The sequence below is a fragment of the Terriglobia bacterium genome, from assembly GCA_036496425.1.
In the GTDB taxonomy this organism is placed as follows: Bacteria; Acidobacteriota; Terriglobia; order 20CM-2-55-15; family 20CM-2-55-15; genus 20CM-2-55-15.
The window spans coordinates 1-13,802 of record DASXLG010000241.1 but is presented as its reverse complement, the minus strand read 5'-3'; the positions used below and the strand labels follow the sequence as shown (position 1 = coordinate 13,802).

Sequence of the window (13,802 nt, the reverse complement as noted above, 5' to 3'; positions counted from 1 at the left end):
CTGCATTGTCAACAACGCTGATGGAGTCGCGCCGGGCACTCTGTCCGTTGGGCAGGCAGAAAGAAGCGGACTCGATGAGCACAAGAGGTACAAGAACGGAGTGGTATCATGCGGCCCGATGAGCATGCGGCAAAACGAAACGATGGCTCTCTCCAGCGGCAAGCGTCTCGGTCCTTATGAAGTCCTCGCGCCGCTTGGCGCGGGCGGCATGGGTGAAGTGTATCGCGCGCGAGATAACCGTCTCGGCCGCGATGTCGCCATCAAAGTACTGCCTTCGGAAACGCTGGATCCGGAGCGTTTGCAGCGCTTCCTGCGCGAGGCGCGGGCTGCGTCGCAACTGAATCATCCCAATGTCGTCGCCATCCACGACATCAGCCGGCACGAGGCACTCCACTTCATCGTCATGGAATACGTCGACGGCAAGACCTTGTGCGATGCCATTCCGCCGGATGGATGGGACGCCGCGACCGTCATCGCTCATGCCCATCAGATCGTCGCGGCGTTGGTTAAGGCTCACGCCCTGGGCATCGTCCATCGCGACCTGAAGCCGGCGAACATTATGCTGACGGCCGATCTCGTCATCAAAGTTCTGGACTTCGGTCTGGCCAAACTCGACGATCAGGGTGGTACGGCCGGCAGCGCGGTGACGGCGGAGACGGAACCGGGCGTAATTCTCGGTACCGCCGCCTACATGTCTCCCGAACAAGCTGTGGGCCGTCCGGTCGATGCGCGTTCCGATATTTTCTCGCTCGGCCTTGTGCTTTACGAAATGCTGACAGGCCAGCGGGCGTTTCGCTCCAACAATGCAATAACCACGCTTGCGGCCATCGTCAGCCAGGAGCCGCGGCCGTTACGCGAAGCCGCACCGCAGATTCCAGGCGATCTCGAGCGCATCGTATCCAGATGCCTGCGCAAAGAAACGGACAAGCGTTTCCAGACCGCCTTGGATTTGAAACTGGCGCTGGAAGATCTCGGCAGAACGGGTTCGGCGGTTTGTGAACCAACCACAATTCCTTCGATTGCGGTGTTGCCCTTTTCGAACTTGAGTTCCGACAAGGAAAATGAATACTTCTCCGACGGCCTCGCGGAAGATATCCTCAACGCGCTTACCCAACTCCAGGGACTGCGTGTGATCGCCCGCGCTTCGGCATTCGCGTTTCGCGGGCGCGAGCATGCGCTCGGCGAGATCGCCGAGAAACTCAAAGTGAACAATATCCTGCAAGGCAGCGTGCGGCGGGCCGGGAGCCGCGTCCGGGTGACTGCGCAACTGATCAATGTAGCCGACGCATCGCAACTCTGGTCGGAACGCTACGATCGCGACATGACCGATATATTCGTCATTCAGGATGAAGTGGCTCAGGCAATTGTCGAGAAGCTGAAAGTAAGATTTGAAGCCGGGGCCGGCGGGCCGCTGGTTCCGCTGGTGAAGCATTACACGGAAAATCTGGAAGCCCACAGTCTGTACCTGAAGGGAGTCTTTCACATCCGCCAATTCACGCCGGACAACATGGCCGAAGGCCGCGAGTATCTCAAAGAGGCCGTCGCCATCGAACCCGGCCATGCCCGGGCCTGGGTGCAATTGGCGGAATTCCACATTCACAGGAGCATGAGCGCGTTCGGTCTGCCCGGCGAGGATATGTCTCAGGCATTGGACGCCGCCCGGCACGCGGTCGCCGCGGATAAGGATCTCGGCGCGGCTCAAGCAGCTCTGTGCCTGGTTCATGGCTTCTACGAGCATCGCTGGACCGAAGCTTTGGCTCAAATCAGGGAGGCCGCACATTTGCCGCCGACTTTCTGGTATTTCGTTTGGGGCGGCAACATCTGGTTGACGAATGGGCGGCTGGACGAAGCCGAGCGAAGCTACCATAAGGCCCTGGAGTTGGATCCGCTGTCTTCCCTCCCGCACTATCTTCTGGCTTTTTTGAACATCAACCGCGGCCGCTATGAGCATGCCCTTCGGCATGCCATCCATGCGTGCGATCTCAACGCCAATGCAGGGTCCCTCGCGATGCTTGGTGAAGCTTACTCGGGTCTCGGGCGCCTGGATGAAGGCGTGGAATGGCTGGAGAAGGCGCGGCAGTCCATTCCGACCACTCCGGGTTTTATGGGTTATCTCGGCTTCGCTTACGTGCGCGCAGGACGCCGCGCCGAAGCCGAGCGGCTGCTGGCGGAATGGGAAGAGACGCGGCGCCACAGGTTTGTATGCGCATTTGCGCCGGCGCTTTGTGCCGTGGCGCTGGGTAACACGGAGCGCGCCCTGGACTGGCTGGACACCGGCGTCGAGGACTGCGATCCGTGGCTGGGCTTTATGCCATCGGCCGCTCATTTTGCGCCACTGCGTTCGCATCCCCGCTTCCTTGAGATCATCAAGCGCGTGAATTTGCCCTCATTCTCGTGAACGGGCCTTTATCCGGAATTCGCGTTCAGAGAAGGATCCCCACCACGGCGCCGGTCATGCAGGTCGCCAGCGTTCCCGCGACGACGGCGCTCATGCCCATCGCGACCACTTCATCGCGGCGTTCCGGCGTCAGGCTGCCCAGTCCGCCAATCAGGATTCCGAGGCTGCCGAGGTTCGCGAAGCTGGTCAGCGCATAGGTCATGATGAGACGGCTCCGGGGATCGAGCGTCCCTGCCGGCAGTTTCGACATATCGATGAACGCCAGCAGTTCGTTCAGGATGGTTTTCGTCCCCATCAGCGACCCCGCGATCTGCGCCTGCGACCAGGGGATGCCGAACAACCAGACAACCGGAGCCATGATGAATCCGAGAATCCGCTGCAGGGTGATCGGCTGGCCCAGAAAATTCGGCAGAACTCCCAGTAGCACGTTTGCGAGCTGCACCAGCGCCACGATGACGATCAGCATGGCGATAATGTTGAACAGAAGGTTCAGGCCGTCCGAGGTGCCTTTCACAATCGCGTCCATCGAACTCGTGGCGTTGCGCTGCGGAATCAGGCTGCCGGCCGTCTCTTCTCCGGTCTCCGGAACCATGACGCGGGCGATGGTGACCGCGGCCGCCACATGAATAAAGGATGCGACCAGGATGTGGCCGAGCGGATTCGGAACAATGCCGTTAAGAATCGTCGCATAGACGATCATCATCGTCCCCGCCACGCAGGCCATGCCGACCGTCATCAGCGAGAACAGCTCGCTTCGCGTCATGTTCTTGAGATACGGCTTGATCACGAGCGGCGCTTCCACCATGCCGAGGAAAATTGTGGTCGACGCTCCAATCCCGAGCGCGCCGCCGATGTGCAGCGTCTTTCGCAATACCAACGAGCATGCCTGGACAATGTAGGGCAGGATCTTCCAGTAAAAAAACAACGAAGACAACGCGCCGATCACCAGAACGAGCGGCAGCGACTGGAACGCCAGAACGAAGTTCGCGCCGGGATCCGACATCATGAACGGCGGCGGGCCGCCGCCGATATAGCCGAACACGAATGCCGTTCCCGCTCTGGTCGATGAATCCAGAGCCAGTACGACATTATTCAGGAGGAGAAAGAATCTTTGAAAGAACGGCACGTACAGAAGCAGAGCCGCGATCGCGAACTGAACCGCCACGCCTGCGGCGATCGTGGATAGTTTGACGAGCTTACGTTTCTCGCTGATCAGCCATGCGATCGCGAGAAAAACAATGATGCCGAGGACTCCCTGTAGACGCATCGCGAGATTCTACAGGGGAAATTAGCCACAAAAGGCACAAAAGGATTCCTGCGTGCTTTTTGCGGCTGATTTTTTATTTTTTCTTCGGATCCAGCTTCAATGAGGCGGAGTTGATGCAATACCGCAGGCCGGTCGGCCGCGGGCCGTCGGGGAATACGTGCCCCAGATGCGCGCCGCACTTGCTGCACATCACTTCAGTCCGGTCCATTCCATGGCTGTCGTCGTTTTCGGTCTCGACATTCTCCTCGCCGATCGGCTTGTAGAAGCTCGGCCAGCCGCTTCCCGATTCGTATTTGGTGTCTGAATCGAACAACTGATTCCCGCAGGCGGCGCACAGATAAACTCCCGGATCCTTCGTCTTGTAATACTTTCCGGTGAACGCCGGTTCCGTGCCTTTCATCCGGCAGACCTGATATTGCTCAGGCGTCAGTTCCTTCTTCCATTCCTCTTCGGATTTTTGGATTTTGTCTGTCATATCGACATTGTACACAAGGCCTGTTCCTAACGTCCCCGGATCTGACGGGCGCGCTCGACGAGCTGCATGAACTCGCGGCGATAGCCGTTGCGGTCGGAGCCCATGCTGTCTTCGGCAATGGCGAGCATGGAATCGAATGTGGCCGTGCCTTTGTACGGCGAGTCCCGCAGGAGCATCCCGAATGAGGCGACCGCGGCGGCAAACCGGAAGTCCGCGCTCGCCCGGCTGAAGGCCTGCTCGCGATCGACCAGAGGGAATGCCAGCAGCTTGCTGTCGCTGGCCGTCGGTTCCTTGTAGCGGATTTTGACGGTCAGCATTTCATTCGATGCGCTCTTTGGCGCCGGTGCCGCGGCCGGCTGCTGATATTTGAGCGGATCCACGCCGGGTGAATCGATCGACACTCCTCGAGGTACGACTTCATACAACGCCGTGACAGTATGGCCCGCGCCCATGTCGCCCGCATCTTTCAGGTCGTTATTGAAGTCCTCAGGCCGTAACGCGCGGTCTTCATAACCGATCAACCGGTACGCGCCGACGATGGCAGGATTGAATTCGACTTGCGCCTTCACGTCCTTCGCGATCGTCACGAACGTGGAGCTCATCTGATCCACGAGTACTTTTCGCGCTTCGTTGACGGTGTCGAGGTAGGCATAGTTGCCGTGGCCTTTATCCGCCAGCATTTCGAGAGTCGCATCCTTGTAGTTTCCCATTCCAACACCCAGCACGGTCAGAAACACGCCGCTTTTGGCTTTGTCTTCGATCATGCGGACTAGTTGATTCCTGTCGGTGATGCCCACGTTGAAGTCGCCGTCCGTCGCAAGAATCACGCGATTCACTCCGTTCGGAATGAAATTCGCAGTTGCCTGCTGATACGCGAGCTGGATACCCGAGCCGCCATTCGTCGAGCCGCCGGCTTCCAGGCTGTCGATCAGTCCCAGAATGGTGTCTTTCTGATTTCCGGCTGTGGGCTGCAGGGCCACGCCCGTCGTCCCGGCATAGGTGACCACGCTGACGCGATCGTTTGCCGTCAGCTGATCCACCATCATCCGGATGCCTTGCTTCAACAACGGCAGGCGCTCCGCAGGCTGCATCGATCCGGACACGTCCAGAAGAAACACCAGATTGCTGGGCGGCCTTCGCCGCACATCGACGTCTTTGGCTTTGAGCGCGATCCGCACCAGGCGATGCTGGGGATTCCACGGCGCTGCCGCCGCTTCCAGCGTCGCTCCAATCGGATTGCCGGCCGAAGGCTGCGGATAGTCGTAGGGGAAGTAGTTAATCATTTCTTCGATCCGCACAGCATCGCGCGGCGGCAGCTGGTTCTGGTTCAGAAAGCGCCGCACATTCGCATACGACGCCGTATCGACATCGATTGAAAAAGTGGAGAGCGGATTCTGATCGACGTTGAGAAAGGGATTGTCCGTGACGGCGTTGTAAGCCTCGCCGGGAATATTCGGCCGTGGGAAGATGCGATCAAAGACTCGAGGCAGACCCGGAGCGGCTCCGCCAACGGTTCCAGGAGTTTCGGTGGCCGGCGCCGCCGTCCGTGGCATAAACGTCATGGACGGCACAGGCGGCGCAAGTGCTTGTTTTGCAATCGCACCCTGCTGGCCCTGTTGGCCTGCTTGAGCTGCTTGAGCTGCTTGAGCTCCACGTCCAGCCGTTCCTCCGCGTCCGGCGCCAACGCCAGGACCGGCAACTGGAGCCGTCCTTATTGAAATTGAATCCGCAGTTCCCGGCTGATTTGTATCCGCACTTGTGCCGGAGATTGTTTGTGTGTTCCTCGCCGTCACAACAACTTCAGGAATCCGGGCAGCGGCAGAATCATTTACAGTTCCAGAGATCCGGCCGGCCGCATCCGAAGTCTTGTCTTTCTCGCTATGTGAGGGTTCGGCGGACGCGATATCTCGAGCCCGCGTTCCATCAGCCGCGGTCGAAGTGATGGCCTGCTTCTTCGTGATCGGCAATGACGCATGCTCATCCCGGAAAGTCTTCTCCGGCTGTTTCTCTGGTTGCTCCACGGCGATCGATTGCGCTGTCTGAACAGGTACCGCGGTATGTTGTTGTTGCGCATGGTGTGGCATCAAGGCCACGGTCAGAGCGATACTTGCGGCGGCCAGGCCTGCCGCCCACGCCATCGGGCGCGCACCGAACCATCTTCGCGGTCTTTCCACGCCTGCCGCGGCGCGGATGGATTCGCGCTCTTGTTCCGTCAGCGGACGGACCGGCGCCTGTTCCGTCAATTCCGCTTTCGTGAGCTCCGCCGCGAAACGGAGTTCTTCGACCAGAGTGCGGGCTTCCTCCGACGCTTCCAGTGCGGCTTCGACGGCGGCGCGTTCGGAATCGCTCAGCTCGCCGAGAATGTATGCGGTCCATTTGGGATCGTCTGGATTGATGCGTGTCATGGATTCCTCCTTGCAGGCTCGGAAAGCACGCGCTTGCGGATGGTTTTCAAGGCTGTATGAATCAGGAACCCGACGTTGGTGACGGAGAGTTTGGTGACTTCGCTGATTTCTTTGTAACTCAGGTCGCACTGGAACTTCAGGTAAATAACCTCCCGTTGGTTCTTCGGCAGGTCTTCGAGCAGTTTAAAGATCTCGCCCACGGTTTCACGCTGTTCGATGCCGGAATGAATCGCAGCGTCGACAGTGGTCTGAACTTCTTCGAGCGGAGCCATGCGAACCTCCTTCTTGCGCGTGTCGAAGGCGAGATTGCGGCAGACCGTGAACAGCCACTGGGCGAGATGGCCGCCGACAGTCGACGGCTGTTCCCGGCAGAGCCGCAGGAACGTCTCCTGGACAACATCTCGTGCAAGGTCGGGATCTCGCAGCACCCATGTGGCATACCGGAGAAGCCGTGCTTCATAAAGGCCGAGGGCCTCGACAACCCAGTCGGATTCTGGCGTTTCTCTCAACCGCTGTTTTCCGCCTTCATAGAGATAACGTTTGAGGTTCGCGGTTTCTTAGACTGTAAAATCCCGGAATCCTCGCAACCCGGGAAACAGGGTCGTATTTGCCCCGTTCTGGAACATTTTGAAATAAAGCGCCCGTCACGGTTTTTCGATCGCTCAAAGTGAACTGCGCGTTCGCCCGATTTATCATCAACTCACCCTTAAGCATCGCGAGGAGGAATCCCCGACAGTACGATTCGCTCCGAAGTAAAATTGGGCTTGACCCTGACCTTAGGTCAAAGCTGAGTATGGTCGCGGAGGTGACGGTTTGAGCCGGTTTTTTCACATCCATGAATTCGCCGAACTTGCCGGTGTTACGGTTAAGGCCCTGCGCCATTACGATAGGTTGGGGTTGTTAAAGCCCCGACGAACAAATGGTGGATACCGGACATATGCGGAACACGATTTGGAGCGGCTCGAACAGATCATCGCGCTCAAGTTTCTCGGGGTTCCTTTAAGGCAAATCAAAATCATATTGGATCGGCCGGCGCTCGAATTGCCGGCCGCTTTGCGGATGCAGCGCAAGGCGCTGGAGCAGAAGGAACACCTTCTGTCTCGTGCGGTCCGCGCGATCTGCGTGGCCGAAGACGCGATTCGGGCAGGTAGACCAGCGGACGCGGCGATTCTGAAGAAAATCATAGAGGTGATCGACATGCAAGAGGACATCGAAGTCATGAAGAAGTACTACAGCACGGAAGAAGCATGGGAGAAGCGCCGGCGATTCTATGAGGAGGGACCGTCGCGCGAATGGCAGGAACTTTATCGCGACGTTGATGCAGCCCTCGGAGAAGACCCCGCGAGCGACGCACCACAAGAGTTGGCGGACCGTTGGCTGAAGCTGGCCGTAAGGGCCGACAGTGGCGACCCCGAACTCCAAACCCACTCCCCCACGGCTTGGTTGGACCGGGAAAATTGGCCGCCCTCCATGAAGCGCAGAATCGCGGAGTTCAATCTGGAGGAAGTCAGCGGATTCCTCCAACGGGCGGTCCTCTCCTCGCGGAAGAAATACTTCAGCGAAGAGGCCTGGGCCAAAATGGTAGAAATCCGGAAAGACCCTGCGCTGTATTCGGTGATGTGGCAGAGCCGAGTCGATATCTTCCGCGAAATTGAATCCTCTCTTGGCGAGGATCCCGCAGGCGAGAACGGAAAGAGGCTAGCCATACGCTGGATGGCTCACTTGGATGCTGCCAGCGGCGGCGATCCGGGAGTCAAAGCGGGATTGATCAAGACGTGGGCAGACCGCCCGAACTGGACAGCTACGCGACGCTGGCTGGAGGAAGCTCTTTCCATGGTGACTGGCGAACGATTCGATAAGGCCGCCAACTTTATCGATAAGGCTGTCGCGTCCGCTGAAGCGCGGATATACGCGAAAACGGAGGATTAAATGGCAGATCAGAACACGCTAACCTTTACCGATACTAATTCCGACGCTGACGTCGTGCAGTCAAACGTTCCGCTGCTCGTCGACGTTTGGGCTCAAGGGTGAGGTGGGTGCCGACAGGTGGCGCCTGTCCACTCGAAGCTTGATGACACGAAATTCCAGCTTTACGCGCATGGGATCCGTACTCTGTCGAGAAGCTAGGCGATTTTGAGAGGCGGTCGCATCAACTGGGAATTCCGCCGGCATAACTCTGATATCGACTACTGTTCCAGTGAACGCAGTTGCTGCTGCTGCGGCGGCTGCGCATACCATCTTCATCGTGTCTCAATTGGTTTCAGCTATCACTGGCGTTGACGGCGCCGTGAAGACTCTATGAATGACCCGGACTCCTTTGTTAATGATGGGGGTGCCCACCGACTGCTTCGCCATCGCCAATATGATGGCGAAGGCCACGAGAGCGCAGCCGCCCATGTGGGGACCGGCCAACGTCTGTTTTGGCAGTTACATCTACACGTATGCCGATGGGCGGCAGCTGGCGAAGTAGCTCACTTGGGCGCGCCGCGGGCAAAAACCCGCGGCGCGCTTTTTTTATTTTAGCTTCTATCGAAGCTGAAGAGCGTAGCAGAGGGCGGCGTCCAATTCCGATTGTCTCCGTGCAGGCAACGTCGACACGAAAGATGTCAATTTTCTCTTAAACATGAGGGCCAGGAAATCGCAACGGATCCCACAATCCCGGGGGAGTCCTTCGTCGGCTCCAACCAGAACTTCGCTCCGAATATCGAGAATCTCGCTGTAAACCGGCGGGCACACCACCGTCTCGACGTCGTCATTCGCGGCGATGAAATCCCGTGAGACCACGACATAGAATCCCGGTTTGTTCCCACGTTCGGGAAGTTTCTCCAGCGACCGGTAAATCTCGCCACGTTTTACGGCTTGGCCTGCTCTTTCACCAAGGCGGCGGTCTGTTTTGCTAATTTTTCGCGGTTCTTGCGGAATATGTTCTTCTCGCGTTCTTGTTCCGCTTCGCGCTCGACGCGCGACAGGTAATCCATCACCGCCTCCCGGACAATCCTCAACCGGTTCGTCTTCGCCGCACCTTTGGAAGACAATAGCCGGTCCACACGGTGGATGAGGCTTTCATCCATCGTTATTGCAATAGTTTTCATATTATGAATTTTAACATGCGGATAACCGGCCTGCCTCGTTGCCGTCGTTCCGGCAAAGCGTTTTCCGTAGAAGAGGCATCGTAAAGGAAGACGTATTGGTGATAGACAACGTTCGGAGGCCAACTGAAAAATTAAGTGAACTGATCATCGCTGGCGAGGCAGCGGAAGATCGGGAAGTCGGCGGCCCTTTCGATCAAGTCCAGGTTGGACAGACCGGCGAGATCCGTATGCTTCCGTTGACAGCAAAACTTATATTTCTTTCCGCTGCCGCACGGACCCTTGTATATTTATCCACACCCATTTCCAGTTATCGAGTTCGATGGGCGAACCAACGGATGAGCCCTGGTGTCTATAGTGGTTAAGGGGAATCTTGCTTATATGTATCTCGGCAAACCGATTGCAGTTTTTGCCGCCGCAGCTTTACTCACGGCCGGAGTCGCAGTTCAAGCGCAAAAGTTCTCCTTCGATGTTGTCTCCATCAAGCCGAGCGCGCCGGGAAATGGACAACGTGGCAGCAGCGGTCCGAGGGGAGACCGTCTCGTGATGTCGAGGACGACACTGAAATCGCTGCTGCAGACCGCGTATCCGGCGGCCCCTGGAACCAACCGTCAGCTCGACATCATCGGAGGGCCGCCATGGCTGGATACGGACATGTTCGACATCGAGGCGAAGGCCGACTGCAGCAACGGCCCGATCGATCGAGCCCGGTATGCGCTCATGATTCAATCGATGCTCGAGGACCGGTTTCACCTGAAAGCGCACACGGAGCCGCGAGAAACTCCGAGTTACGACCTGGTCGTTGCGAAGGAAGGGCTGAAATTCAAGCTCTCTGCGGACCAGACGCCGCTCAATCCGGCCGGAAACAACGCACCGGTCCTGTGTCCTCCACCAACGACAGCTCCACCGGCGTCGGTAACCCCACCACCTGTTCCCGGTCAGCGCGTCGCGCCGTTCGATCTGGCAAAAATGCGGGGCATTATCAGTTTTCAGTATGCGCCGGGATCGGTGACGGTAACTGGAAACGCGGTACAAATAAACATGTTGTTGATGGTTGCGGCGAACGACAGCGGCCGCCCGGTTATCGACAAAACGAATCTGAAAGAGCTGTACGACTTCAAATTCCAGTTCGGCCCGGACCGCTGGTCGGTACCGCCGCAGCGAGGCGAACCGGGAACAGTCCCGGCCGCAACCGATCCGGTCCCGCCGCTTGCATCGGCGATCCAGCAACTCGGCTTGAGGTTGGAATCCGTCAAAGTGCCGATCGAGGTCCTCGTCGTCGAATCGGCTCAAAAGCCGATCGAGAATTGAGTTAAGAGAAGCGCTTGAAAAAGCTGGAGTCGTTCCACGCCGGCCTGTCCTTGCGACGCCGGCGAGCTCTCCGAACTTTTCATGGAGGATACACTCCACCGGCTGCAGGAAGGGGAGCTGCAACACATGCTGGTCTTGAGCGATGAGGAGCGGTACTCCGAGATTTGTGATAAACCGGACGCCGACGAATACGCGCTGAAGCTTCTGCGCGAACAAGGCCGGCCCGTGCCGCCGATCACGAAACCGACCTGAAGTATGTTCTTCTGTAGGGGCGGTCTATGACCGCCCGTTGTTTCGGTGGAATTCGATTGGATCTTGGCATCCTGCGCAGCCCACAAGTATCTTGTCTGATGCAGTGCCCGAAATGTCATTTTGAAAACGAAGACGGAGCGGTCGAATGCCACCGTTGCGGCATTGTTTTCGCGAAATACCATCCCCATACGGAAGCTCCAAAGCCCGCCAAGCCTGCAGTCGAGGATCCCGAACTGCAAAAGGAGCTTCGTCAGGAATTCCAATGCCGGCTGCTTGGGATTCCGCTGGCCTTGCTTGTCGCCCGCGCCGGTGTCGCGGTTTTTCCCTTTCTGGTCCGGCTTCTGACCATGCTCGTCCACGAAACCGGGCACGCTGTGACGGCCTGGTTCTGCGGCTTCAGCGCGACTCCCGGTATCTGGTTTACACCGGTGTCGGAGGAAAGGGAACTGTGGGTATCGCTGGTGGTGATCGGGGGGCTTGCGGCGCTCGGCGCCTGGGGCTGGAAGAGTGATCGCCGGTACCTGATTGCCGTCAGCGTTCTGCTGTTCCTGGTCCACCTGTACTGTCGGCACCTGCCGTGGGCCCGCGCGCAGGCGCTTATCATTTTCGGAGGAGATGGCGGCGCGCTGGTCCTCGGCACTCTGCTGATGACGAGCTTGTACGTGCGCAGAGATACCGCCGTTTATCAGAATGAACTGCGCTGGGGGTTCGTCGTCATCGGCGCTGCCGCATTCATGGACGCTTTTCATACGTGGTCAGGCCGCGAGGAAGACATTCCATTCGGTGTTCAGGAAGGAACTCAGACCGACCCGAGCCAGCTGGTTGAGAACTATGGCTGGACCATCCCAGGAATGATGCAGACCTATGTTCGCCTCGGAGAGTTGTGTCTCGTGGTTCTCGCGATCGTTTATATCGCGGGAATCATCCGGGCTCGAGGAAGCATCCAGGCATAGTCAGTCCGCCGCAACCGATTTCCGGAGGAGTTCTCAAACCTAATTTTCCGGTTCGATCCTCAGTAGCGCGGCCTGATTCTCTTCGGTGAGGAGGTATAGAAGATCGTCTGGGCCTTGCCTCACGTCGCGAATTCGCTGCCGGAGTTCGACGAGCATGGGCTCGCGGCGAAGTTCCTGAGTTTTGTCATTGAAGACGATGCGCTCCAGGTGTCCGGTGCCTGGAATTTCGCCTTGCCGCATCGAGCCGACGAACGCATTGCCTTTCCAGTTGGGAAACCGGTCGCCGGTGTAAACCGCCATTCCGGAAATCGCAATCGAAGGCACCCAGAACACGAGCGGCAATTCCATGCCTTCCTGCCACGGCTTTTCGGTAACGCGCGGACCTGCATAGGCTCTGCCGTCGCTGACCACTGGCCAGCCATAGTTCCTGCCCGGTTGAAGAATGTTAACTTCGTCGCCGCCGTTAGGTCCGTCCTCGTTCTCCCAGATGGCTCCGGTTTGCGGATGAAGGATCAACCCCATCGGGTTGCGATGGCCCATCGTGAAGATTTCCGGTCTGTAGCCGGCTTTGCCCACGAAGGGATTGTCGGGCGGAATGGTCCCGTCATCCTTCAGGCGCAGAACCTTGCCAGCGAGGTCGTTCGGGTCCTGGGCGCGCGCCGCGTTTGGCGGATCGGCGATTCCGACCGACATGTAGAGCATTCCGTCTTTTCCGAAGGCGATCCGGGATGCATTGTTATCCGGAATCGACGAGAAGAGGTCCGTCAGATCCTCGACCTTGTCGCCCGCCCACCGGCCGCGTGCCAGCGTGATCACACCGGGACTGTTTGCGGGCGCATTCGGCGCAGGATTCGGGTTCGCTTTGTGATACGTGAAGTAGAGCCATTTGTTTTCGGCGAAACGCGGATGCAGCGCGATATCCATGAGACCCGCCAATCCCTGCGCCCGGACCTCGGGCGCACCGGGAACCGGCTTGGGATCGAGAACGCCATTGCGCAAGATGCGCAGCCGGCCGGCCCGCTCGCTGATCAGCATGGCGCCATCCGGCAGGAAGACCATCCCCCACGGATGTGAGAGGTCTTTCGCCACCACAACAACGTGGATCTTATGCTGCTCGGCCGTGTCGAAAACGAACGGTCCCGCGCCCAGCGGCGGCACCGAAATGTCGGGGCGCGGAACGGGCTGCTGTTGCCGGGCCAGGGCGCTCGCCGAAATGACGATTGCCGCCAATACCATCCAACGTTTCATGAATGTGCACCTTTGGGTCGGAGGCGATATTACTACGCTGCATCTCCGAAGTGAAACGCAGACGCCGTCTTGCCAAGGCGGCGAATCTATGATTTGCTGACACCCACATTCATGCACATCTGAACTGGAGGTTTTCGATGCCGAATCCCGGAAAAGGGCGCATTCATCTTTTGTTTGTCGTTTTCATCGCTGCCGCGGCGCTGACTGTGGGCCTTTACGCGCAACGGGGAGGACCGACCGCAGCGCCGCAGCCGTCCGGGCCCCGGCCGTCGACGGCGCCGCCCCTGGTGCCCGTGCGTCTGGACGTCGACGGCAATTTCCGGATCGCCCCGCCTTATGCACCCGACCCGGCCTTCAGCGAAAAACCCAACGTCCCGAAAGGCCGCGTCGTCCGTTTCACAATG

The 13,802-nt window shown here is 58.5% G+C and carries 13 protein-coding genes; 7 read left to right on the top strand and 6 right to left on the bottom strand.

The window, feature by feature from the left end; all coding sequences use genetic code 11:
* The first annotated feature begins 118 nt into the window (after window positions 1-118).
* The gene (locus tag VGK48_17030; protein HEY2382882.1) at window positions 119-2,398 is read left to right on the top strand and encodes a protein kinase; all 2,280 of its coding nucleotides are present in this window, start codon (window positions 119-121) and stop codon (window positions 2,396-2,398) included.
* Between the two features lie 25 nt (window positions 2,399-2,423).
* On the opposite strand, the gene VGK48_17025 is transcribed toward VGK48_17030, so the two are convergent.
* The 4 genes from VGK48_17025 to VGK48_17010 all read right to left on the bottom strand — a co-directional run bounded on the left by VGK48_17025 (window position 2,424) and on the right by VGK48_17010 (window position 7,054).
* Window positions 2,424-3,665 carry a nucleoside transporter C-terminal domain-containing protein gene (locus VGK48_17025; protein ID HEY2382881.1) on the bottom strand — a complete coding sequence of 414 codons (1,242 nt, stop codon included), beginning with the start codon at window positions 3,663-3,665 and terminating at the stop codon, window positions 2,424-2,426.
* A 73-nt stretch (window positions 3,666-3,738) separates the two neighbouring features.
* Window positions 3,739-4,140 (bottom strand): peptide-methionine (R)-S-oxide reductase MsrB, encoded by a 402-nt coding sequence (msrB, locus tag VGK48_17020; protein ID HEY2382880.1) that lies wholly within the window; start codon window positions 4,138-4,140, stop codon window positions 3,739-3,741.
* A 26-nt stretch (window positions 4,141-4,166) separates the two neighbouring features.
* Entirely contained in the window at window positions 4,167-6,545 is a 2,379-nt protein-coding gene (locus VGK48_17015; protein ID HEY2382879.1) for a VWA domain-containing protein, read from the bottom strand.
* Window positions 6,542-7,054, bottom strand: coding sequence for a sigma-70 family RNA polymerase sigma factor (locus VGK48_17010; GenBank protein HEY2382878.1), 513 nt, complete (start codon window positions 7,052-7,054; stop codon window positions 6,542-6,544). Before VGK48_17010 ends, VGK48_17015 begins: the two co-directional genes overlap by 4 nt.
* A gap of 304 nt (window positions 7,055-7,358) precedes the next feature.
* Here VGK48_17010 and VGK48_17005 point away from each other — a divergent pair, with 304 nt between their 5' ends.
* Together VGK48_17005 and VGK48_17000 are read left to right on the top strand one after the other, a co-directional pair.
* The gene (locus VGK48_17005; protein HEY2382877.1) at window positions 7,359-8,474 is read left to right on the top strand and encodes a MerR family transcriptional regulator; all 1,116 of its coding nucleotides are present in this window, start codon (window positions 7,359-7,361) and stop codon (window positions 8,472-8,474) included.
* Window positions 8,475-8,847: 373 nt separating this feature from the next.
* Complete coding sequence (locus VGK48_17000; GenBank protein HEY2382876.1) at window positions 8,848-9,015, top strand: hypothetical protein; 168 nt, start codon at window positions 8,848-8,850, stop codon at window positions 9,013-9,015.
* A gap of 382 nt (window positions 9,016-9,397) precedes the next feature.
* Here VGK48_17000 and VGK48_16995 read toward each other — a convergent pair whose 3' ends face one another.
* A complete protein-coding gene (locus VGK48_16995) occupies window positions 9,398-9,616 on the bottom strand; it encodes a hypothetical protein (GenBank protein HEY2382875.1) in 219 nt (72 codons plus the stop codon).
* A 366-nt stretch (window positions 9,617-9,982) separates the two neighbouring features.
* Here VGK48_16995 and VGK48_16990 point away from each other — a divergent pair, with 366 nt between their 5' ends.
* From VGK48_16990 to VGK48_16980, 3 genes are all read left to right on the top strand, one after another.
* Window positions 9,983-10,945, top strand: coding sequence for a TIGR03435 family protein (locus VGK48_16990; protein HEY2382874.1), 963 nt, complete (start codon window positions 9,983-9,985; stop codon window positions 10,943-10,945).
* Between the two features lie 81 nt (window positions 10,946-11,026).
* A complete protein-coding gene (locus VGK48_16985; GenBank protein HEY2382873.1) occupies window positions 11,027-11,197 on the top strand; it encodes a hypothetical protein in 171 nt (56 codons plus the stop codon).
* Window positions 11,198-11,295: 98 nt separating this feature from the next.
* Window positions 11,296-12,150, top strand: coding sequence for a hypothetical protein (locus VGK48_16980; protein HEY2382872.1), 855 nt, complete (start codon window positions 11,296-11,298; stop codon window positions 12,148-12,150).
* A 39-nt stretch (window positions 12,151-12,189) separates the two neighbouring features.
* On the opposite strand, the gene VGK48_16975 is transcribed toward VGK48_16980, so the two are convergent.
* Complete coding sequence (locus VGK48_16975) at window positions 12,190-13,398, bottom strand: PQQ-dependent sugar dehydrogenase (GenBank protein ID HEY2382871.1); 1,209 nt, start codon at window positions 13,396-13,398, stop codon at window positions 12,190-12,192.
* 137 nt (window positions 13,399-13,535) lie between these two features.
* Between VGK48_16975 and VGK48_16970 the strand changes: the two genes are divergently transcribed.
* A partial coding sequence (locus VGK48_16970; GenBank protein ID HEY2382870.1) for a hypothetical protein occupies window positions 13,536-13,802 on the top strand: 267 nt, incomplete at its 3' end.

Excerpts from the sequence above, each read along its gene's own strand:
- VGK48_17000 (HEY2382876.1), top strand. The coding sequence starts at position 8,848 with ATGACCCGGACTCCTTTGTTAATGATGGGGGTGCCCACCGACTGCTTC.
- VGK48_16975 (HEY2382871.1), bottom strand. The coding sequence starts at position 13,398 with ATGAAACGTTGGATGGTATTGGCGGCAATCGTCATTTCGGCGAGCGCC.
- VGK48_16980 (HEY2382872.1), top strand. The coding sequence starts at position 11,296 with ATGCAGTGCCCGAAATGTCATTTTGAAAACGAAGACGGAGCGGTCGAA.
- msrB (HEY2382880.1), bottom strand. The coding sequence starts at position 4,140 with ATGACAGACAAAATCCAAAAATCCGAAGAGGAATGGAAGAAGGAACTG.
- VGK48_16985 (HEY2382873.1), top strand. The coding sequence starts at position 11,027 with ATGGAGGATACACTCCACCGGCTGCAGGAAGGGGAGCTGCAACACATG.
- VGK48_17015 (HEY2382879.1), bottom strand. The coding sequence starts at position 6,545 with ATGACACGCATCAATCCAGACGATCCCAAATGGACCGCATACATTCTC.
- VGK48_17025 (HEY2382881.1), bottom strand. The coding sequence starts at position 3,665 with ATGCGTCTACAGGGAGTCCTCGGCATCATTGTTTTTCTCGCGATCGCA.
- VGK48_16995 (HEY2382875.1), bottom strand. The coding sequence starts at position 9,616 with ATGGATGAAAGCCTCATCCACCGTGTGGACCGGCTATTGTCTTCCAAA.
- VGK48_17030 (HEY2382882.1), top strand. The coding sequence starts at position 119 with ATGAGCATGCGGCAAAACGAAACGATGGCTCTCTCCAGCGGCAAGCGT.